This is a genomic window from Fibrobacter sp. (assembly GCF_017545445.1).
Taxonomy (GTDB): domain Bacteria; phylum Fibrobacterota; class Fibrobacteria; order Fibrobacterales; family Fibrobacteraceae; genus Fibrobacter.
On sequence record NZ_JAFWOM010000148.1, the window covers coordinates 41416 to 63836 of the forward strand.

Below are 22421 nucleotides of genomic sequence, written 5' to 3' on the forward strand. Positions count from 1 at the left end.
CCATTGCGCCGAGGTCTGTTTTTTATGAGATCTTCTGGCGACACGCCAAATATTTTTCTAAATTGCGTCCAATGAAAAATTCAGTTCTCAAAACAACAGTTACTTTAGCTCTTCTCCTTACCGCTTTTACATTTGCCGCAGATTCGCTCTCTGTCGATGCCGCCAACGCAGCAGGCGCTGTCGCCGACACCACGAAATCGACAGGCATTTACAACCGCATTATTGACTGGTACAATGACAACCTGAATTACGGCACAATCACGCTCTTGATGGCGATTGAAAGTTCATTCATCCCGTTCCCGTCAGAACTTGTCGTGCCGCCCGCCGCTTATAAAGCACTCCAGCCGGGTTCTGGCCTCAACATCGCGCTCATCGTATTCTTCGCAACCGTAGGCGCACTCATCGGCGCCTACGTCAACTACTTCCTCGCCAAGATTCTCGGTCGCCCGATCATCTACAAATTCGCAGACAGCCGCCTCGGACACTTTTTGCTGCTCGATGTCCAGAAAGTCGAAAAAGCCGAAAACTACTTCCGCGAACACGGCGCCATTTCAACATTCGTCGGTCGCCTCATCACGGTCATCCGCCAGCTGATTTCAATTCCGGCAGGCCTTGCAAAAATGAAGCTAGCTCCGTTCACGCTTTACACGTTCCTCGGTGCTGCCATTTGGAACTGCGTCCTCGCACTGCTCGGTTATTTTGCGCACGGTCAAAAGGACATCATCGAAAAGTACAATTCTGAACTCGCCATTGCGTTGCTTGGCTTTGGTGTACTCTTCATCGGTTACATGGTGTGGAACGCCGTGAAGCCGAAGAAAAAGTAGCTATGGGCGGGGCTTTACGCCCCTTGGGGTATGGGGTATGGGCACGGTCGCCTACGGCTCCCTCCGAGGTATGAGCAATTGCCCAAAGCGTAGCGACCTCAAAAGCGTGCAAAACGAGTGTCGCAGAAATATGGTTGACGCTTCGCGTCCATTTCTTCGGCTCACAAATAGAAAACATAAATGTTTTCTGCTTGCTTCGCCTTGTGAACTATTGCATTTTCTATGACCGAGTGCAGCCGCGGACGCCAAAGGCGTCAAAGGCACAACGTGCCGACCTCACAGCCTACTAATAATCCTTCACGCAGCGGACTGGAAACACTTGCAACTTCGAAACAGCCACAGAGATTTGGTAGTCCTCAGTAAAACAAGACTCAAACGCCTTCGTATATCCCTGTTCCTTTGAAGTCCACACATGTTCTACTTCATTATTAGTTACAACACTCAAAGAATCAATTCCGGTTTCACTATTTCGATAAATTTGCCATGATTGGGATTTTATAAAATGAATACCGACAATATCTTCATCTTCAAATAATTTCGAATTATTACGAAAATTTCTCGTAATAGCTTTATCTAATTCACTGACTTCATCTTGATTTGGCAAATGCCATCCATCCATACAAATACCCTGAACCATAGCCTTATCTTTAAAAAGATCCCCTGCATAAGTTGAATCATATTTCCTATCAAGTCCCATGGCAACAGCCCAAGGATAAAATACAACTTGACCACGATTTACGGATTCAACAGGATATTTTTTCCCTATCACAAAAATTTGCTGTCCTTCAGGAACATAGGCTAAAGGTTCAGCCATCCACGTTTTTCCAGCAATAGTAATCGCCGCATATTCATTGCCATCGCGGCTATCCGTTACATGGAACGTATCTGCAGGCACCCATTTAGAATTACGGCACACACTCCTCGTAAGACCGTTAGTTTCGATAGCCCCCTCTTTATCTTTGTTACAGTTCGACATGCGCTCAGACATATATTGTTGTTTCCATTCATATCCAAAAACTGTATGGGTACAAGTAAAATACGTAGTGTCATTCAATTTCACTTCTTTATCATTTATCGATTCAGTGCAGTGCGAACCCGCTAAGGTGTCAAGTATGCCATATTGAATCCATTCATCAGAAGCAACGATATCACAAACAAATCTCTGACCGTAATAGACCGTATCAATGCCATGAGTAGAGCTTTGGCATTTTCCAAAAACATCGTTACGATCACTTTTTGTCGTAGTGTACTTTGTTATATCCCCATTTTTGCATGTATAAGTGTATCTATTATCGAATATTATATAATTTACCCCTTGCCTGCAAATTTCATAATTGATTTCTACAGATTCCAGGACTCTTTGTTTCCATGCACCGCTTTCACAAAAACATCCCGTTTTATCCTTTAGCTTGACGTAATTTGAATCCTTAGTGCATTTGCCAAACTTAGATTCACACTCAGACAATTTCTGTTCGCTCCACGTTCCATTTTTGCAAGTATAGACATACATATTTTCCAAAACTTCATAAGTCGTATCTCTAGGACAAATGCCAAGTTTATATTCAAGAGCGCTCAATTTACGACTCGACCAGGATCCGTTTCTACATGTGTAAACAAGCGTATCTTCGACTATAAAATACGTTGTATCCCTAGGACAGATGCCAAATTTGATTTCGTTCTTATCCAACACTCGTTTACTCCAGCTTCCGCTTTGGCAAACATAAGTGATGCTATCGCTTTCAGAAACATGAAATGCAGTATCTCGACCACATATACCATATTTCAATTCCGTTTCAGATGGAGTCAAAAATTGATATTGCGATTTACTGTTTAACTTGCAAATATACTTGTCACCACCAGACTTTCGAGTGTATATCTTGCCATAAACCTTCGGAGTACAATCGATTTCTTTTTCCAATTCCTCAAACGACATATGCGGAACCGTTTGCCACTTTTTTAAATACCTGTTACACAAATATTCCAAACTACCGACAAAGCCAACAGAATCCCACAAAGCTGTATCGCATTTATCAAAGTAATCAAAGTTATCTTTTCGAATCCAACGATTGTCGCTTCCACACAAATAATATTGGTCATGGGTAACCTGTTTTTCATTGTAACGTTCATCTGTACAGAATCCATGTTCCTTCGTCACAGCATCATCATCTCGACGATTCCAACGACCATCATACTTCATTGTACAGAAATATTCCATGGTATCAAGGGTAACAATGGAACCATCACGGTCTTTATTGCATTTACCGAACACATCAACAGGCCCGGCACTTGTCCAAAGTCCTGTATTTCTACAGACAAACGTATTCATGCTATCAGCTTTCGCAATAACACCGAAATGTTCCAAATAGCATTCGCCAAGTACAGAAGCCGGGTACGGCAACTTTGCCCAACCCGTGTCAGTACATGCATAACGGTTGCCGCTGAGTGTCACGTCCTTATGGCGGTTTTCATCCAAGCAGGGTCTGTTAATGTCAGAAAGGTCTGCGATATGCCACATTCCGTTTTTGCAGGAATACAGCGAATCGCTTTTGCCTTTGTAAAGGTACTTTTCTCCGTCTTTACATACAGAATAAGTCTTTGCGTACTTCCATTCAGAAGATTGGCATTTGTAAGCGGAATCATTTTCTATCACATAAACCGTTCGCTGGCTGTAATCGTTATTGCACTTGGGCAAATCCTTCTTTTTTTCGATGATACTCAAATGCTTTATGCAGCGGACGCTAGTAAATATTTTACTGCTATTCTTGACGACTTTCCAGGTTCCCTTTTTGGGGAGCACGACAATGCTATCATCTTGAGTAAGGTAATAAGATGTATCCTTGATGGCAATGCATTCCAAAGGTTTGCCACTCGTTTGATTGCACTTTCCGGCAAATTGCGGTTTGTGATCGACCTTAGATTCCAGCAAGAGTCTCCATTCGCTTGCTTTGGGCAATTGATAATCTTCCGGGCAAGAAATGTCCTCCCTTTGCTTCGAGAAATAAAGCCTTCCGTAATCGCGACACAAAGAATCGGCGTAATCGTAGCATGTGCTTATCGGATGATTCGGTTTGTAATCGAGATTTTCGACCATCCATGAGTTAATTCCCGAAACTAAAAGTTCATAACCCCTTTCACTTTGCTTATCCTTAATAATATCGTTATCATCATATTCGCTGACATCAATGGTATCCGTATTGCTTACGGGACCATCTTTGATATCAACGTTAGATTCCAAGCTGCTACTAGAAACTTTTTTGCCACTAATTTTTCCACTACTGCTACTTTCCGCCGTCGAAATTTCATTTTCGACATCTTGCGAAGAACTTGAATCATCGCCACAAGCACTAAATGTACCAGCAATCAAGGCAACAAAAACAAAAGCAAACAACTTCATTTTCAACATACTCATCGGATTCATTATTTGCCCCCTTTAGCTTTGCCTTTTACTCGATAGGAGTCTTTTTCCTTGTACAGCTCCCAACGTCCATCGACACACATAACTTTAGAACCATTATATGTTTTGATTTGCAAATTTGATTTTCTATCGCAAAGTCCTATTTCGTATTCTGTTTTTGAGATGCTTTTCCAGCCACTTGAATCACACACAACGTAGCCAAACTTAGTTGTTTTGCCCATTTTTCCGTAATTATCAGAAAGACATTTATCCACGCCATCATAGAAGCTTCGCCAGCTACCCTTATCAGCATTACAGTAATAACTCACTCCCGTTGTATCATTCGTGTAGGTTTCACCATGATTTTCTTTTGAACATTTTGGGAAAACAAGAGTCTTTACATTGTAATAATCACCATAGTCCGTGCATACTTCAGTATAATAATAATTGCCATTAGAGCTCATTATTAAATTTACGGTCGATGAATTACAATGATTTAAAGTCTGTACACTTCTATAAGAAGATCCGATTCTACGATAGCTCCACAAGTACCCATTATAGCCCTCATCGCATTCGTAATATGCATCACGAAATTCTGTTATCGCAGGAGCATCGCATGGTCCCAAAATATCATTAATGGTGTAATTTTTCCATGCGTACGTTATCTGTTTTTCGCCATTTGTCGAATCGCAAACAGTCGATTTTGCGCTAGAATCTTTGCATACAAAAGTCATCGTAGTATCGCACATGTATTCCGTTTTTTCGTCCGTGATATCGTAAGTGCCAGTTTCAAACATAAACTGTTTTTTGGGAATGCAAACGCCAAAACGTTCTTCAAGTTTTGTAACTCGCTCCCAGCCATTGCCACGGCAGATATAATGCGTATTTTTGAAATCGAGCGTATCGTACAAATGCTTAGTCTGTTTATCGTTGCAATCACCGACGAAATCGTTCATCGTCGCCACGCGCCATTTGTAGCCATCGCAATAATACAATTCAATTACATTACCTTGGAATAAAGTATCAATTTTTTCGTTTTTGCGGCTATTGCAAACGCCCAAGGAATCTTCAAGACCCGTCGGCTTACGCCATTTAAGTTGGTCACAAACGTATTTTTCGCCGTTGAATTTAAAGACCTTCCCCTGCTTGCTGGTGTCACAAACTACAGGCGATTCGCTGATAGTTGCAAGCTGCCAAATTTCATCTTGGCAAATCATCATCGAATCGTTGACAACGAACGTTTTTCGGTTATTGCTACAGTTCTCAGTGAAATCAGGTAACCAAGATTTCAAGTCCGGGTAGCAACGGTAGTTCTGCTTTTCTTCAAAAACATACGCCAACGTGGGCGGATTCTTTTTTACTTCGTCGCAAGTAGGCAAATCCTTTTTCGCTTTGACATACGACGGATAACCGACGCAAAGGATATTATAAAATCCGTTTTCTTTAGCAGACTTAAAGGAGGCCTTTGCAGCACCATTCTTAAGAGAATAAACTTTCCCGTCAGAAGTAAGGTAATTCGCCGATGAATTTAAATCCGAGCATTTAAACTTGCCATTCGTCTTTTCGCAATAACCGCCATACGAGAACGACAACAGCTTACCGATTTCGCGGTATTCGGAACGATATGATTCTAAAAGTTCCCAGTCTTTTGACGAAGGTAAATTCATACCATCAGGGCAAACCGCGTTTATATTTCCATTCAACGAATACAGACGACCGAAATCATCACAGTTGCCTTTTTGCTCGTCATAGCAAACGCTTTCCACACCGCTAGATGTCGCCGTATTTTTCTGACTGTTCCATACGGCATTTCCAACACGAATGTAATAAACGTTCGTGCTACGATAGTTATCGCGAACCGAATCAATAGAAAAAACAATGTTCGAAGGTAAACTCGTCTTGATGTAGTCCTCTTTTTCATCAGGATCTACATTACCTTTAAGTTCCGTTTTTTCGGAATTGCTTTCTTTATTTTCTTCCGTATCCAGAGAAAGAATTTCATCATTTGGCTTTTGAGATTCATCCGAACCGCACGCCCCAAAGACAAGGCAGGCCACCACACCAATCCAATAAAGTTTCATCTTCACTCCAGCTTCAAATTTATTTATACAACTAAAATATAAAAATTTATCTTCAAAAAGGAGTGGTATGAGGTATGGGCACGGGGCTTACGCCCCTCTGAGGTATGGGGTATGAGCACGGTCGCCTTCGGCTCCCTCTGAGGTATGGGCATTTGTAATTAGAACAGCCCAAAGCCTTGCAAAGCAAGGCGACCCCAAAGCGAAGCGTGCTCAAAGGCACAATGTGCCGACCCCATAGCCCAAAAGCGAGTTTACGAGCGAGCTGAGAGCGAAGCGACCTCAAAAGCGTGCAAAACGAGTGTCGCAGAAAATGGTTGACGCTTCGCGTCCATTCCTTCGGCTCACAAATAGAAAACATAAATGTTTTCTGCTTGCTTCGCCTTGTGAACTATTGCATTTTCTATGACCGAGTGCAGCCGCAGACGCCGAAGGCGTCAAAGTCCCACTAGTCTTTTACGCAACGGACAGAGCGTCCAAATTTAACACCGCAGCTTATCACATTTACATAAGTGTTTTCGCCTATAGTCGCGCAATACGAAAAATTAGAATCTGTCTCTGTAGAACTCCAGAAATCGGCTTGTTCGCCCTGAAGCACAAAGTCCAAGTCTTCCGCGTTCCAACAGCCAGCAGGGAGAGCAGTAAAGGAGTAAGCATCAGAGCCATTAATGCTTTTGCCATCTTCATTCACCCACCCCTTTTGGGACTTAAGAGCATATCCGACATCTTCCATAATGAAATATGCAGCGTTACTCGTGTCCACTTCGGAATTGTTCATGTCAACAGCAGCAAACATTGCAATAAATTCACTTTTGCTCGGCAAATGCCATCCGGCAGGGCAAGCAATCAAGGCTTCATCCCAAGAGTAGTGGCGACCGTACTTGCATTTGTCCGCTTTTTCATCAAAGCACTTGCTATTTTCAGTCTTGTAGCTGAGGTTCTCGGCCATCCAAATTACCGAATCAATGGCAATTGCTTTGTAGCTTTGACCATCGCGAGAATCGGTAAAAGTACCTTTATCTCCATTCCATTGCACTTCATCAACCGAAGTGCCGTTCGAATCGCCGCATCCGGCAAGCATTGCAAACGCGGCAAACAATACCACCATCGGTTTGCATGTCAAAGTCCATAAATTACTTTTTAGCATAAATCCTTCTCCTTTTTTAGAACAAATTTAACAATAGTTATTAGTAATTAGTTATTGGTCACTAGCTTTAAGATTGGCAATTCGACGCGATTGTATAACTAACGACTCACGACCATTGACAAACGACTAAAAATCGCAATTCTTGACACAGCGGTTGTCCTTAAATTCCGCTTCCTGGACGAGTTTGCCAAAGCTGTAGCGGTGGTAAGCTCCGTTGCGGATACCACGTTCAAATTTCATGTCTTCGAACAGCAATCCCATCTCATCGTATATTTTCACGATGCCGTGAATTTGTCCGTTCTCGTACGGAATCTGGCGGCGGATTTTTCCATTTTCGTACCAGTCTTCCGACATGCCGTTTAACGTTCCGCGGTTATACTTCTCGCTCGATTTCTTTTTGCCGTTTTCATAATAGATGGTGCTCAGACCTTCTTCTTCGCCGTCCTTGTAGCCGACCGTTTCGTGCAACTTCCCGTTTTCATCGTACGAGCGTAAAACGCCGTCCAACTTGCCGTTCTTGTAGGGGGCTTCGACCGCCAAATTCCCGTTCGGATGGTATGTCAACGACATGCCTTCGCGCACGTCCGTTCCCTTCAAGACAGTGTAAATTCTCGACACGCGACCGTCGTCATACGTCGTTTTTACCGTATCTACGGGGGGAGAAACCGCCGTAGAATCCGCCAAAGAGCCCGTTTGAGCTGTGCAGCCCGTCACGATACACAAAAAAATCATTAAAAAAAGCTTTTTCATTACATTATAATGTAGCATAATCATTTAAGATTATGTATTTTGTGTCCGTCATGCATGTTACTTTTTTAAATCCTCCTTTTCACCCGATGTTCAGTCGGGAATCTCGCTCCCCTTGTGTTACTAAATCCAGTACGCTTTACTGGCCGATGTTTTTGAGCTATGCAGCCGGCGTTTGCGAAGCCGACGGCAACGAAATCCAGCTGATTGACAGCCCCGCCATGGAACTAGACCTCGCGCAGACGCTTGAAGGCATCAAGAAGTTCGGCCCAGAACTTGTCATTTGCAGCACTAGCACCCCGAGTATTTTGAACGACCTCAAGGTGGTCCACGCCATCAAGCAAGAATTGCCGAACGTGAAGGTTGCCATCATGGGCACGCACGCGACCGCCGAGCCGCTTGAATCCATGGAAATGGAACCGTCGCTGGACTTTGTGGTGATTGGCGAAGCCGATTACACTTGCCGGAACCTCGTCCGTGCACTCCGCGGAGACGGCGCTCCCGTCGGTCAGTTCGCGGGACTTGCCTACCGCACCGCCGAAGGCAAGGTGGACTTCCAGCCCGAAGGCCCGAAAATCGAGAACTTGAACGAAATCCCGTGGGTTTCCAAGGTCTATCGCAAGCACCTCTACAGCTGCTACAAGAAGTATTTCTACGGCGCGAACCTGAACCCGCTTATCGTGATTCTCAGTGGCCGCGGTTGCCCGAACCACTGCAGCTACTGCGTGATCCCGCAGACGCTCAACGGTCACAAGTTCCGCCGCCGCGATCCGAAGGACGTTGTTGACGAACTGCAGTACATCAAGGAAAACTTCGAAGATTTAGGCGAAGTGTTCTTCGAAGACGATACGTTTACGGCGAGCCACGAACACGTGCGCCAGATTTGCAACTTGATTCTGGAACGCGGTCTCAAGATTACGTGGAGCTGCAACGCCCGCGCCGATGTGCCGCTCGATTTGCTCAAGCTCATGAAGAAGGCCGGTGGCCGCGAGATGTGCGTGGGCTTCGAAAGTGCAAGCCCCGAGGTTCTCGAAAAGATCCACAAGGGCGTGAAGAACACGGACAAGGCGATTGAATTTACGAAGAACGCCCGCAAGGCAGGACTCCTCGTTCACGGTTGCTTCATGGTCGGTAACCCGGGCGACACGCCGGAAACGCTCCGCATGACGCTCGACTACGCCAAGAAGCTGAACCCGAACACGGCGCAGTTCTACCCCATCATGGCGTACCCCGGCACCGAAGCGTACAAGGAAGCTCTCGAAAGCGGTGCGCTCAAGTCCAAGGACTACAGCCAGTGGCTCGACAAGGACGGCTTCCACCGCACCACGATCCAGCGCGGCGAACTCACAAGCCAGGCGCTCGTCGATTTCTGCGACAAGGCCCGCCGTGAATTCTACCTGCGCCCGAGCTACATCATCCGCCAGGGCATCATGGCCATCAAGAACCCGCGTGAACGTTACCGCGTCTTCCGCGGATTTGGCACGCTCGTGAAGCACCTGTTTAGGAAGCACGGCGAGCTCGCCCCGGTCGCAAGACAGGCCCCGACAATTAAAGAATAGAGTGCTTCGCTCGCAAAAATTGAAATTTGGCGGTGAAATTGCGAATTTTTCGTTCATTTCACCGCCACTTTTGTAGTTTGTCTGTAAGATTTTGGACCAAAACGCCGTAATGTCGCATTTTGTGGCGGTGATTTTCAGCATTTTCGTCCATTTTCACCGCCAGAAAACGCTTCAGCAGTCCTGCAAAAGCTGAATTCGCCTCATTTCAGCACGTACAAACTAAATTTTGGCGGTGAAATCGCGAATTTTTTGTTCATTTCACCGCCACTTTTGCATTTTCAGACCTTCGCTCGCATTTTCAGACCTTCGCTCGCGCTTTCAGCCCCAAAACGTCACACCAGCTGTTCAAGTATTTTTTCCACCATCATGGAATTGAGCGGGCGGTCATGCGTCTCCGTGGTCATCACGAAGTTCTTGCCCAGGCAAAAGCCGTTCATCAAGTACATTTCCATCTTGGAGGCCATGTTCTGGCAATACTCCGGCACATCGATCATCCCGAAATGTTCCCAGACAAACTCCTTACGCGTCCGCACGTTCAAGCACGTAAAATCCGGATACACAACAACGCTCTTACGGCCTCGCGCACGCAATCCACCGCGACATTCACCAACTCCGCGACTTCCGCCAGCATCGCGACGACCCGCGCGAACCTCACCAACACCGCGCGCCACGTCCACATCACACGCCCCCGCATGCAGCAACTCATGCGGAAACTCGTAGCGGTAAGGAATCCCCCTGCGGAACAGCGCATCCGCAATGATAATTTCAGACTTCGAACGCACGCGCTCGCCCCGCGCCGTCATCAGCACCGGCGCGTCCGCGTCGAATTCACGACCGGCGTACTTCACCGCACTCCAGCGCGCCACAAAATCTTCATCGGGATACACAAGCGGGGTCACCAGCGAACGTCGCGCCGGATGCAGCAGTGCATACAAGTTTTCCGCAACGGACGCATCGTACTTCGCCACGCATTTTTCCAAGACCCCGCGCAGTTTCTGAAGTTCGGCCCGCATTTTCGCGTCGTAATCGCGCTGGGCAATGGCCGACGCAAACGACATTTTCTCTTCCGGAATATACTCGCCCTTGCGCCCCGTCTTCGCCGTCACGCGAAAATACTGGAACCCGCCACGGTGCGGCGACACATTCAGCACGCCAGCCGGCGCACGCGAAAGCCTTTTCGAAAGCACCGCCTCGACATTAGACAATTCAGCGATCCGCTCACGAAGCAGCGGCAAAAGACAATCTTTGGACAAATTTTCTACAACTCGTTCCATCAAATCCCCTCAAATTTTATAATGAGCAGAAGTAATCTACATTTTAATTTCTAACTTGACCAGTAGAGTTTGTTGTGACGGGAAAACCATGATTTGCAAGAGGCTGAAACGGCTCCCCTACACACCCGATAACCCGTTCAAACCATTGTCTTGGCGGACCTGTTCATTTTCGTGATAGGAATTATAACGCTCGGCTCGGATTCTAATTTTTCGACATATTTGCAATAATCGTCCTACTCATATGCATGAACTTGGTCCAACAGCCACTATCAAACGAAAAAGCGATCGCCCAATTGAATATAGGCGCCCCGTCTTCGCCGTCACACGAAAATACTGGAACGTCCCCCGATGAGGCAGCACAATATTCCCTAATAATTTATGATCAATTCTAATGTGAATAAACGTAAAATACAAATTCATTTTTATATTGTATTGAGGAAGCCTTTTGGAATGAAATATGAAACAATTCAACACCTACAGAACCCTTGCGAGCCTCGCCAAAGGCGCGGCCATTGCGCTCCTGTTTAACCTTGTCGCCTGCGGTGACAGTGCCACCCGCGCAAATTCTTCGTCAAATGCGCTCAACGCGGCCTTAGGAACAATGACAGACAATCGCGACGGACGGACCTACAGAACGGTCACCATAGGCAAGCAGACATGGATGGCGGAAAATTTGAACTTTGAATCGGATAACAGCTTATGCATGAGCGATATCACTGATTATTGTAACAAATATGGGCGACTTTACACCTGGGCCGCCGCGATGGATAGCGCAGCCATATGGGGCGAGTATGGTAAGGGCTGCGGTTATGGCAAAAAATGCTATCCTTCTACGCCTTTTGGACAGCATGTGCGAGGAGTGTGTCCAGAAGGCTGGCACCTGCCTACCAATAGTGAATGGAGTAGCTTGATGTTTACTGTTGGTAACAATTATGAAGCAGCAGAGAACCTAAAGTCCACCAGTGGCTGGCTTGATTATAAAGGAACTAGTGGCAATGGAACAGATGACTATGGATTCTCGGCGTTACCTGCGGGCTATAGGGACAAGCGGGGATATGGAGGCCAGGTGGGTTCAGAAGCACACTTCTGGACTTCTACAGAGGATGATGAAAACAAAGCAGACTTTATGTATTTTACGTATTCTACCCATGTTTGGTACATGTATGGAACCGACAAGCAATATGGTCGCAGTGTCCGTTGCGTTATGGACGAGTAATAGCAAATGTCATGCGAAAATTGCTTTTGAAATGTTTTTGAGGCCAATATGATTTGCAAGAAGTGCGGAAGGAAATACGACAACGACATGCCGAAATGCTTGTGGTGTGACGCACCGAACGAAAGCTTGTCTTCACAAGACGGGGATGACACCTCAACCGCAGATTCCGAGACACAAAGCGAAGCCCACAAAGAATCGCTCAAAAAAATTGTTGATCCAGAACTTGAACAAGCTTTCAACGACAATGTGCAACGCGGAAAAAGCGCCATCTCGTGGACAAAGCTCCAAATAGCCCTAAACATCCTTTTCTTCTTCGTAGCAACAAAAACTTTCGGTGTAATCGCAAATTATTATAGAAACTATAAAGTTGACACCCCTGTACCTAAAGATGTCAATCTTGCTGTATGGACCTTAATCGTATTTTTCTTCTTCGTAGCCATTCCCTTTAGCGTTTTCATCGGCAAAAACTTGCTCTGGTTTTATCACGCCCATAAAGCACAAAATAAATTCACGGAAACATATTTCACCCCGTGGGGAGCAACCATCTGCTACTACATCCCCGTCGTCAATTACTTCGTCTTTAAATCATTATTAGAAAATCAACATGAAACATTAAAATTACTGGGTATAAAAGTTAAAGCTGAGTCAAACAAGTTGCTTACATGGTTCTTTATTTTCAACATTGCAACACCCATTTTCAATTATTTCAGTTTTAAAAGCTTTAATACTGCCGTACTATTTACCAGCACGCTTTTGTGGATTATCCTAACCGTTCTCTACATCAAGCTCATCAGAGTCGCGACCACAAACGAACAAGCTGTGCACGACCTGCTGGAAAACAATCGCATCAACAAAAAAGTTGAAGAGATCATTGCCCAGCGGGAAACAAACCAAGTTCTATAAAATGCGCCGAAGGCGCTATCTCAGCCGGTCAAACTTTTTCATTTCCTTGTCCAAAAAGGTATCGACGTACTTGGCGTAAATAAGCGTTGTGTCGAGATTGCGATGGCCGAGAAGCTTGCTCGTCGCCGGGAGCGGAATACCGATAGTAATACACGTCGTAGCAAACGTGTGCCGCGCTAGATGACAATGGATATACTTGTAATGCCCTAGTTTTTTAGCCGCTTTGCGAAGCGTGCGATTGAACGTCGCATTTTCCACCACATGGAACACGAGCCCAGGTTTAAGAGGTTCCGGAAGCAAAAGCCGAGCTTGCACAGGAATAGGGATATAGACAGCCTCACCTGTCTTGTGCATTTGCTTTCGGATTTTCCAATCGAAAATTTCTGAAGAGTCGAGCGTGCGCAAGTCCCCGTAACGGAGCCCCGTAAAACAACTAAACAAAAACACTTGCATCACCTCATCCTCGGCACGAGTCAAGACCGTTCGCCGATCTATAAAATTCAAATAAAGTTGTTTCAATTCTCGCAATGTCAAAAAGCCGCGATGCGAATACGCCCTCCTGATTTTCACATTTTCAAACGGGTCTGTTTTAATAACGTCATCTGCTTTCATCTTATTGCAGAATACACGGAGCACAGAAAGAGCCTTGACGACAGTAGCCTCCTTATTTCGCAAGCTTTCCAAATGATGTTTGAAATCACGTACAAAATTCGAAGTTACCTCATCACAACTCAATTCGGGACTAAACAATTCAACTTTTTTCAAGTTCCAATAATATGTACGCACTGTTAGTGGCGACAATTCATCAGAGCATTTATTCAAATATTCCAATGCACAATCTATAAAACGCATAAAGCCTCCATTCGTTAAAATTGGAGGCTCAAAATAATTACTTTAGACGTTATTTTGTTTTTTTCTTTTTCCGTGCGCGACGAGCAGCAACCGCAGGTCGAACCATCGTCGCAATATTCATTGCCGTTCCAATCAAGATAAGGAAACTCGCGCAATAAAGCCCGATTCCGGCTTCAACTTTTAAAAGCGGAATTCCAAGCGATTCTCCCACGTGAGCAAGCCGCATCAAAAGCGACCAAAGAGAAACCATCGACAATAGCCCCATCACAGTCGAAGCCAGCGGTACAAGCCATGCAAATATTGCCGCTAAAAGAATCGCACCCAGAATGCCATACAAATGATGAATCGGTTCCATCTTGGGGAAATTCGGAATATGCATTTTAAAGCGGTCTAGCGTTTTCGGGTTTTCTTTGACCATGCGGTGCATTTGCCCAAGTGCCGGTTCCGCCAAAGCTTTATCTAAATCGACGCCAGAAGCAATCTGATAAAACGTTGTCTCCGCGATGGGTTTGCTATTGTCCTTGACAGAACAAGAAACATTGGCAAGCGGCATCAACAGTGCAAGAAAAACCAACAGATACGGCAACGCCGTAATCTTTTTAAAAATGCTTTTTTCCCTATCGGAATTTTTACTCATTTCTTTTTTCCCTGATTGATTCTCTCGAGAGAGAACACGCAACGGAAGCCAATATGATCAGACCAATAACGCGGATCTTCATCATCCCTATCCGTCATGTACAGTTTTTTAACACCGTCCTTCCAAGATCCACCTTTCAAAACTTTATTCGTACCCCAGTAAGAACCGGTCGGGTTCGAATCTTCAATTTTGAACGTAATGGCAAAGTAATTATCGCGAGTCCATTCGGCCATGTTCCCCGACATATCGTACATGCCCCAAGCGTTCGGTTCCTTGGTAGCAACATCATGCGGACCATAAGCCACAGTATCCGTCTTGCCCATCTTGTAAGAATTTTCAGCAAAGACAGCATATTTGTTCACACTGAAATGGTCATCCACCTCCCAAAGAGCGCCGTTATTACTGCCTGCACGCCCAGCAAATTCCCATTGCGCTTCGGTCGGCAAATCACCACCAAGAGCTTTGCAGAAGTATTGTGCTTTTTCCCAAGAAATTCCTTGAACCGGTTTATTCGGACCTTTAAACGTAGAACGGTCCGGAATTCGTTTTGCAGAATCAAGATTGTCCATCGTCTTCTTATAAAATTCCTGAGTCACTTCCGTCGTGTGGATTGCAAACGGCGACATAGAGACAACCTTGCCACGATAACGGAACGAGCCAGAATCAATGACTGCAACTGTTCCACGAGTGGCATGTTCAATGATCGGCACAGCAAACTTATGCGTCGTATCCTCCACTACAGAAGGACTCGATGTCGGCACTTCGACCCTGTGAATCCAATCTCGGACTTCTGGTTCCTGTTCTATGTACGTCGGCAAAATAAATTTGCCTTCACCTTCATAAAGCTTTACTCCAATGCGGAACGCAATCTTTTCGTAGCGATAGTGATAACGCCCCACTAGAGTTCCTTCCTTGGAAATCCATACAGGTTTGTTGTTTGCAAGGAACAAAGTCACAATGACACTCGGATCGACAGACTTCAGCTTTGCATAAATCGAATCCATGGAATACCCCTTGATGACACCTTTCCAAATGACATCAACCCTTTCCTGGCTAGAGCCAAAAGCAAGCTGGAGTGTATCAGGTTTCGCTGGTTTTGCATCGACAGGTGCAGGCACCGAAGCCACTGGAGCAACTGTACTATCGGCAACCTTCGCAGTGGAGTCAGCAACCTTCGCAGTCGAATCAGCTGGGACTGCAACAGAAGCAGCGACCTTCACCGTAGAATCCACAACAACCGCAGTCTTTTCAACAGGCTTAATTGTAGAACCTTTTTCAATCGCTTCTACAGACCTGGGCCAAACATTCAACTGGAGCGGGAACTGCTGCAAGCTGTCAAGTTTTTCACGAATAGACTTGAAAACTTGATTGACTTCGCCCAGCTTTCTGGTACGCCATATCTTTTGTGCTTCGGAACGTTTGTGGTTGTAACGATTGACGTAACCACGGTAATCCTTGCTAGAATCAATCAACCCAAGTGAATCAGCGGGTTTGATTGCTGGGTATATATTGGAGAATTCAGTCGTATCGACTCGCCCAACATTCTGATTCACTTCGGCAGAGAACGCATCATAGAGTATTTCCGTATCTTCAAGCGTTTTAGGAGCTTGCACATCAGGTATCGATACCGAGAAATTGGAAGTCGTAGAAGCAGTGGTATCCAAAACAGGGAAATCCACCTTGAACACAAGACTTTTCCCTGCACGGAGTTGCCCGGCTTCCACATAAGGAAGTTTGTCCGGAGCAGAGAACGCGAACATGTAAAATCCTTCCTTCGCCGGATAAAAAACCTTTGCGTTACTCTTCATGGACGTATTATAAGAAACTATTTCCAGATCCTTTTCACTAGACTGGATTTCCACGATGCCAGGATGAGCGCTCTCGTTTAGCGTTTGCCACTTGCCGTTTTTCATAAACAAGAGCTTTGAAACCCGCGATGAATAAATGTACTCGGAATCAAAATAGATATCGGCCTCATCTTGGAAAGCCTTTTGCTGGCGTGATGCGTACAACCGCATTCCAACCACTTCACGCAGACTCATGTGGTTTTCCTTCAGGCTAAAAGCATGAAGTTTCAAATATTCTTCAGTTTTGGCGACACCGGAGAACCACAAATATTCCTTTACCGATTTTTTCTGACGCAAGTAAAGCTGGTTCGGCTGCAATGGAAAAACAGGTTGCGAGGAGATAGCCACAGAACTATCCAATACAATAGCAATATTGGCAGCATGCTCTAAAACGCTACCGACTTTAAAATTTTCCGGCATTATTTTAAAGTTGCGGTCATCGTCTGCCATGGTCAATGCCGGAACCAGCAACAAAAGCGGAAGCAATCGGGAAAATGTCATAAGCTCTCCTGTCTTTAGAACCTTCTTCTAAGAAAAAAATAATTTCTTGTAAGCAATTATGTTCTAAAATTTTATGGAATTTGCCCCCATTTCGAGCAAATAACCGCCCTTTGCACCGCCCACAGGCCCTAATTCAACTTTCCAGTCTGCCAAACGGATAATATCGGGGTGGTGTTCAATGACAATGACCGTATCACCACGGGCCGAAAGCCTGCGCAAGAGGTTCCAGAGAATCTGGATATCCTTCAAGTGGAGACCCGTCGTCGGTTCGTCGAGCAGATAGACCATCTCGTTCGCCGGACGGCGGCAGAGTTCTGCAGCAAGCTTTAAGCGTTGCGATTCGCCGCCACTAAGCGTAGTGACCGGCTGCCCCAGTTTCACGTACGGAAGTCCCACATCGCGGAGACATTCGAGTTTCGGTAAAATCTTCGGCTGGTCCTTGAAAAATTCGCAGGCATCCACGATGCGCATGTCAAGCACGTCGGCAATGTTCTTGCCCTTGAAGGTGACTGTTAAGGTTTCTTGATTGTAACGCTTGCCACCGCAGACTTCGCACGTTTCCCAGATGTCCGAGAGGAAGTGCATTTCGACCGCGACTGCACCACGGCCTTCGCAAGCAGGGCAACGCCCACGTGCGAGGTTGTAACTGAAACGGCCATAGTCAAAGCCTTTGACCTTGGACTGTTCGAGCTTGGAGAACAACTTGCGGATATCGTCAAACACGCCCGTGAAGCTCGCCGGCGTACTGCGCGGCGTTCCCGAAATCGGGCTTTGATCGACAAGCAGCACTTCGCCACTCTGCTTTTTGCGGCCACGCGCCTGGAACTGCTTTTTAAGCGCCGGGAAAATTTCATCCACGACAAGCGAACTCTTGCCCGAACCCGAAACGCCACAGACAACGCTCACCGCCTTCTTCGGGAATTTCACAGACAAATTCTTCAAGTTGTTTGCCTTGAGGTTCTTGAATTCGTAAAACTCCGTATCATCCGTAATGCGTACCGGTTCCAGCTGGTTTGCCACCGGCGTAGAATACGTGAGGAACTTAACCGTTTCGCTACGCGGGAACTGTTGCAACGCATACGGCTTTGCAAGTTCTGCCGGAGATCCTTCGGCAACGACTTCGCCACCGAAATCGCCAGCGCCTGGCCCCATATCGATAATGTGGTCTGCCGCCTGCATCATCTTGATGTCGTGTTCCACGACCACGAGCGTATTGCCGAGGTCTCGCAAGCGGTAAAGCGTATCCAGGAGTTTTGCGGTGTCGCTTTCGTGGAGGCCGACGGTCGGTTCGTCAAGTACATACAAGACGCCTTCGAGGCCGCTACCGATTTGGCTTGCCAAGCGGATGCGCTGCGACTCGCCACCGCTCAAAGTATCGCCCGCACGGTCAAGTCCAATGTAACCAAGCCCCACGCTAATCAAGAAGTCCAAGCGGCCAATGATTTCGCGGAGGAGCGGAGAAGCAATTGTCGTTTTGCTCTGGATGGATGCAGAAGTTGCATTTTCTTCGTTTGCAAAATCGACTTTTGCAAACCAGTCGCGGGCTTCGGCAATGCTCATGTGATGCACATCCATGATGTTCTTGCCCAAGATACGCACCGCAAGATATTCGGGCTTTAAGCGTTCGCCGTGGCAGTCGGGGCATTCCTCGCCATCCTTGAAGTGGCCAAGGCCGAGGCACGTTTCGCAGGCGCCCCAGTGCGTGTTGAAGCTGAAATGTTTCGGATTGAGTGCAGAATCCATGTACCAGCCGCATTCCGGGCAGCCGGGCTTTTCGCTTGCCGAGAGGCGTTCTTCGCCATCGCAATCCACGTACAAAATGCCGTTACCGTCGCGGTAGCCGCGTTCAAACGCTTCGACCAAGCGGGCGCGATTTTCTTCCTTGACAACAACAGAATCGACTACAGCCAGCAACAGCTTTTCGCGTGTCGGGACTTTAGGCAGCGGAAGTTCTACAAGCTTTTTGCCTAGATACGCCTTGCGGTAACCCTTTTCCGTCAGAATTTTAGATAACTTAATTTCATCCTTGATTTCGAACGGGGCAAGCACCGTCACCATCTTATTGAGGTCACGCTCAAATGCAAATTGCATCAAGTCGCCAGCGGCATAAGAGCTGACCGGCTTTCCGCATTTTAAGCAGTGTGCCGTACCCACGCGGGCCCACAAAATGCGGAAGTAGTCGTAAATTTCAGTGAGCGTCGCCACCGTACTGCGAGGGCTCTTGCTTGCGCTCTTCTGGTCAATGGCAATCGCAGGGGCGAGGCCCGAAATGGAATCAATGCTACCACGGTCAGGGCGGCCCAAGAAGCGGCGGGCATATGTGCTGAGTGTTTCCACAAAACGGCGCTGTCCTTCGCTAAAGAGCGTATGGAACGCGAGGCTCGACTTGCCCGAGCCCGAAACACCTGTAATCACAGTGAGCTTGTGGCGCGGGATCGTCACGTCGATGTTCTTGAGGTTGTGCTTGCGCGCACCGTGAACTTCGATGTCCAGCGAGTAATTTTCGCCCTTTTCGTCCGTGCGTTCAAAATGCTTGTTTTCGCCATGCTTTTTCGCCAAGACCGGAGCGAGGTAACGCCCCGTCTCCGACTTTTTGCATTTGGCAATTTGTTCGGGAGTCCCCGTCGCGATAATGCGACCGCCGTTTACGCCCGCATCCGGGCCAAGGTCAATAATCCAGTCCGCGCACTTAATCACATCGAGGTTGTGTTCAATCACCACGACGCTGTTGCCGAGACTACGCAAGCGGTTCAAACATTCCAGCAACCGGCGGATATCTTCAAAATGCAAACCGGTCGTCGGTTCATCGAGCAAGTAAAGCGTCTTGCCCGTGCCCGGGCGGCGCAGTTCCGAAGCTATCTTCACGCGTTGCGCTTCGCCACCAGAAAGCGTTGTCGAGGGTTGCCCAAGCGTAAGGTAGCCAAGGCCCACTTCGCAAAGGAGCTTGAGCGGTTCTGCAATTTTCGGAATATCCTTGAAAAATTCAGCAGCATCGCTGATACTCATGTCGAGCACTTCAGAAATGTTCTTGCCCTTGAAATAAACTTCACGGGTCGCTTCGTTAAAGCGCTTGCCGTCGCACACGTCGCACGTGACTTGCACGCTCGGCAAAATGTGCATGTCGATGACCTTCACGCCAGCGCCTTCGCAAGCATCGCAACGGCCGCCCTTCACATTAAAGCTAAAGCGGCTCTTGGTGTAGCCACGCACCTTGCTCTCTTCCATGCCAGCAAACAAGTCGCGGATATCGTCCCAAATTTTCGTGTAAGTGGCAGGGTTACTGCGCGGAGTGCGTCCAATCGGCGTCTGGTCAATTTCAATAACCTTGTCGATGTTTTCGAGACCTTCCAGATGGTCAAACTTGCCGACCGGTTCTTCGGAATTGTAGAACACTCGCGCAAGTTCACGGCGCAAAATCTGGTTCACAAGCGTGCTCTTGCCCGAGCCCGAAACACCCGTCACTACAGTAAACGCACCGCCAAGCGGAATTTCCACGTCGATGTTCTTGAGATTGTTTTCGCAGGCACCGCAAACCTTGAGCTTCGGCGTATTCTTGTCTATCTTCAAGCGCTGCTTCGGAATTTCAATCGCCTTGCGACCGCTCAAATATGCGCCCGTAAGCGAAGACTTGTTCTTCTCCAGTTCTTCGACCGTGCCCGCCGCCAAAATGCGACCGCCTTCGACACCCGCGCCAGGGCCCACATCAATCACGCAGTCCGCATGACGCATCGTATCCTCATCGTGTTCCACGATGAGAAGGCTGTTGCCTTGGGCACGTAAACGTTCAAGCATTTCGAGCAACTTGTCGTTGTCGCGTGGGTGCAAGCCAATGCTCGGTTCATCAAGCACATAAAGCACTCCCTGCAAACCCGCACCCACGGCACTTGCGAGCCTGATACGCTGTGCCTCGCCACCGCTCAAAGTCGAAGCCTTGCGGCTGATATCCAAATAGCCAAGGCCCACCGCCTTCAAGAACCCTAGGCGCCCGCGAATTTCCTTGAGCACTTCGCGGCCAATGCGCTGTTCCTTCGGGGAAAGCTTTAACTTGTCAAAAAACTCGACGGACTTTTCGACAGACCATTCCGTCATTTCGCAAATGTTATGGCCGTGAAAATCGACCGCCGCCGCAATACGGTTGATTCGCGTGCCATGGCATTCCGGGCAAACGCCAATCTGCATGTACTTTCGGAAGTGGTAAATATGCCACATGTCCCAAAGTTCCTGCATTACAGTCACCACGCCGCGTTCGCTCCCGCTCGGAGTCCCGTACAGCACGGCATCCTGTTGTGCCTTCTTGAGTTTGCACCACGGCGTATCCAGCGAAAAGTGCATTTCGTTTGCAATCGTGCGCAAATTACGCCAGCCAAAATCGCTAAAGATAATGCAGCCGTCATCCTTCTTTTGCGGGGCAAGGCAGCCCTCTTTCAAAGACAAATCCGGATTCGGCACAATCAAATTAACGTCAAATTCACAACTTTCACCAAGGCCCTTGCAAGCGGGGCACTGCCCCTTCGGGTCGTTAAAGCTAAAGAATCGCGGTTCGAGTTCCGGGATAGAAATTCCGCACTTCGGGCAAGCAAGTTGCGTACCCTGCAAGCGGTATTCTTCCTTTGCGGCGTCCCCACCCCGCGACGCATTCGCCGTACCGCCCGCAGCATCGGAACCGCCCGCAACATCCGGCGACGAAAGCAAGAACGACACGAGCTTTCCGTCCGTGAGCTTCAAGGCGCCTTCAATCGCCTCGCGCAAACGGCTCATGTTCTTGCGTTCCAGCGTCAAGCGGTCAATCACCACTTCAATCGTGTGCTTCTCGTAGCGCACCAACAACGGCACATCTTCGAGCCTGTAAATCGTCCCATCGACACGCACGCGGACAAAGCCATTTTCCTTGAGTTCGGCAAGTTCCTTGCGGTATTCGCCCTTGCGCTCCTGCACAATCGGCGCCATCACCAAAATCTTTTTGTTTTCGTCACTCGCATACAAGTTATCGACAATCTGATCGACCGACTGCGCCTGAATCACCTTGCCGCACTTAGGGCAATGCGGAACACCGAGGCGCGCAAACATCAAACGGTAATGGTCCAAAATCTCGACCACCGTACCCACCGTACTGCGCGGGTTACGGTTCACCGTCTTCTGGTCAATCGAAATAGTCGGCGAAATACCGCGAACGCTCTCCACATCCGGATGCTTCATGCGGCCAATGAACTGGCGCGCATACGCCGAAAGCGACTCCACAAAGCGGCGCTGCCCTTCCTGGAACACCGTATCAAACGCCAAACTCGACTTGCCCGAGCCCGAAACGCCAGTCACCACGACAATCGAGTCGCGGGGAATCGTCAAATCGACATGGCGGAGGTTGTGTTCATGAGCATCGCGGATTTCAATAGATTTCGTCATGACCGCAAATATAGGAAAAGACCGCCAAATTGTCTAAAAAAT

At 47.4% G+C, this 22421-nt stretch carries 13 protein-coding genes; 4 read left to right on the forward strand and 9 right to left on the reverse strand.

Features of this window, described 5'->3' with window-relative positions; translation table 11 throughout:
* The first annotated feature begins 71 nt into the window (after positions 1 to 71).
* Complete coding sequence (locus IKG78_RS17375; RefSeq protein WP_290945831.1) at positions 72 to 824, forward strand: DedA family protein; 753 nt, start codon at positions 72 to 74, stop codon at positions 822 to 824.
* Positions 825 to 1110: 286 nt separating this feature from the next.
* Here the strand turns inward: IKG78_RS17375 and IKG78_RS17380 are convergent, their stop codons facing one another.
* The 4 genes from IKG78_RS17380 to IKG78_RS17395 form a co-directional block, all read right to left on the reverse strand.
* Entirely contained in the window at positions 1111 to 4242 is a 3132-nt protein-coding gene (locus IKG78_RS17380) for an FISUMP domain-containing protein (RefSeq protein WP_290945833.1), read from the reverse strand.
* Positions 4242 to 6299 (reverse strand): FISUMP domain-containing protein, encoded by a 2058-nt coding sequence (locus tag IKG78_RS17385; RefSeq protein WP_290945835.1) that lies wholly within the window; start codon positions 6297 to 6299, stop codon positions 4242 to 4244. Before IKG78_RS17385 ends, IKG78_RS17380 begins: the two co-directional genes overlap by 1 nt.
* Before the next feature lie 445 nt (positions 6300 to 6744).
* Positions 6745 to 7443 (reverse strand): fibrobacter succinogenes major paralogous domain-containing protein, encoded by a 699-nt coding sequence (locus IKG78_RS17390; protein ID WP_290945836.1) that lies wholly within the window; start codon positions 7441 to 7443, stop codon positions 6745 to 6747.
* 126 nt (positions 7444 to 7569) lie between these two features.
* Positions 7570 to 8175, reverse strand: a complete 606-nt coding sequence (locus IKG78_RS17395) for a toxin-antitoxin system YwqK family antitoxin (protein WP_290945838.1) — start codon at positions 8173 to 8175, stop codon at positions 7570 to 7572.
* A gap of 104 nt (positions 8176 to 8279) precedes the next feature.
* Here IKG78_RS17395 and IKG78_RS17400 point away from each other — a divergent pair, with 104 nt between their 5' ends.
* Positions 8280 to 9749, forward strand: coding sequence for a radical SAM protein (locus IKG78_RS17400; RefSeq protein ID WP_290945840.1), 1470 nt, complete (start codon positions 8280 to 8282; stop codon positions 9747 to 9749).
* Between the two features lie 332 nt (positions 9750 to 10081).
* Here the strand turns inward: IKG78_RS17400 and IKG78_RS17405 are convergent, their stop codons facing one another.
* Complete coding sequence (locus IKG78_RS17405; protein ID WP_290945842.1) at positions 10082 to 11023, reverse strand: hypothetical protein; 942 nt, start codon at positions 11021 to 11023, stop codon at positions 10082 to 10084.
* 457 nt (positions 11024 to 11480) lie between these two features.
* On the opposite strand from IKG78_RS17405, the gene IKG78_RS17410 reads away from it, so the two are divergent.
* Both IKG78_RS17410 and IKG78_RS17415 read left to right on the forward strand, forming a co-directional pair.
* Positions 11481 to 12239 carry a fibrobacter succinogenes major paralogous domain-containing protein gene (locus IKG78_RS17410; RefSeq protein ID WP_290945844.1) on the forward strand — a complete coding sequence of 253 codons (759 nt, stop codon included), beginning with the start codon at positions 11481 to 11483 and terminating at the stop codon, positions 12237 to 12239.
* A 48-nt stretch (positions 12240 to 12287) separates the two neighbouring features.
* The gene (locus IKG78_RS17415) at positions 12288 to 13142 is read left to right on the forward strand and encodes a hypothetical protein (RefSeq protein WP_290945846.1); all 855 of its coding nucleotides are present in this window, start codon (positions 12288 to 12290) and stop codon (positions 13140 to 13142) included.
* A gap of 15 nt (positions 13143 to 13157) precedes the next feature.
* On the opposite strand, the gene IKG78_RS17420 is transcribed toward IKG78_RS17415, so the two are convergent.
* The 4 genes from IKG78_RS17420 to uvrA form a co-directional block, all read right to left on the reverse strand.
* The gene (locus IKG78_RS17420; protein WP_290945847.1) at positions 13158 to 13994 is read right to left on the reverse strand and encodes a site-specific integrase; all 837 of its coding nucleotides are present in this window, start codon (positions 13992 to 13994) and stop codon (positions 13158 to 13160) included.
* A gap of 49 nt (positions 13995 to 14043) precedes the next feature.
* Entirely contained in the window at positions 14044 to 14631 is a 588-nt protein-coding gene (locus tag IKG78_RS17425; protein WP_290945849.1) for a hypothetical protein, read from the reverse strand.
* A complete protein-coding gene (locus IKG78_RS17430; protein ID WP_290945851.1) occupies positions 14628 to 16979 on the reverse strand; it encodes a formylglycine-generating enzyme family protein in 2352 nt (783 codons plus the stop codon). The genes IKG78_RS17425 and IKG78_RS17430 overlap by 4 nt, the downstream gene beginning before the upstream one ends.
* Before the next feature lie 63 nt (positions 16980 to 17042).
* Positions 17043 to 22379 (reverse strand): excinuclease ABC subunit UvrA, encoded by a 5337-nt coding sequence (uvrA, locus tag IKG78_RS17435; protein WP_290945853.1) that lies wholly within the window; start codon positions 22377 to 22379, stop codon positions 17043 to 17045.
* Positions 22380 to 22421 lie beyond the last annotated feature (42 nt).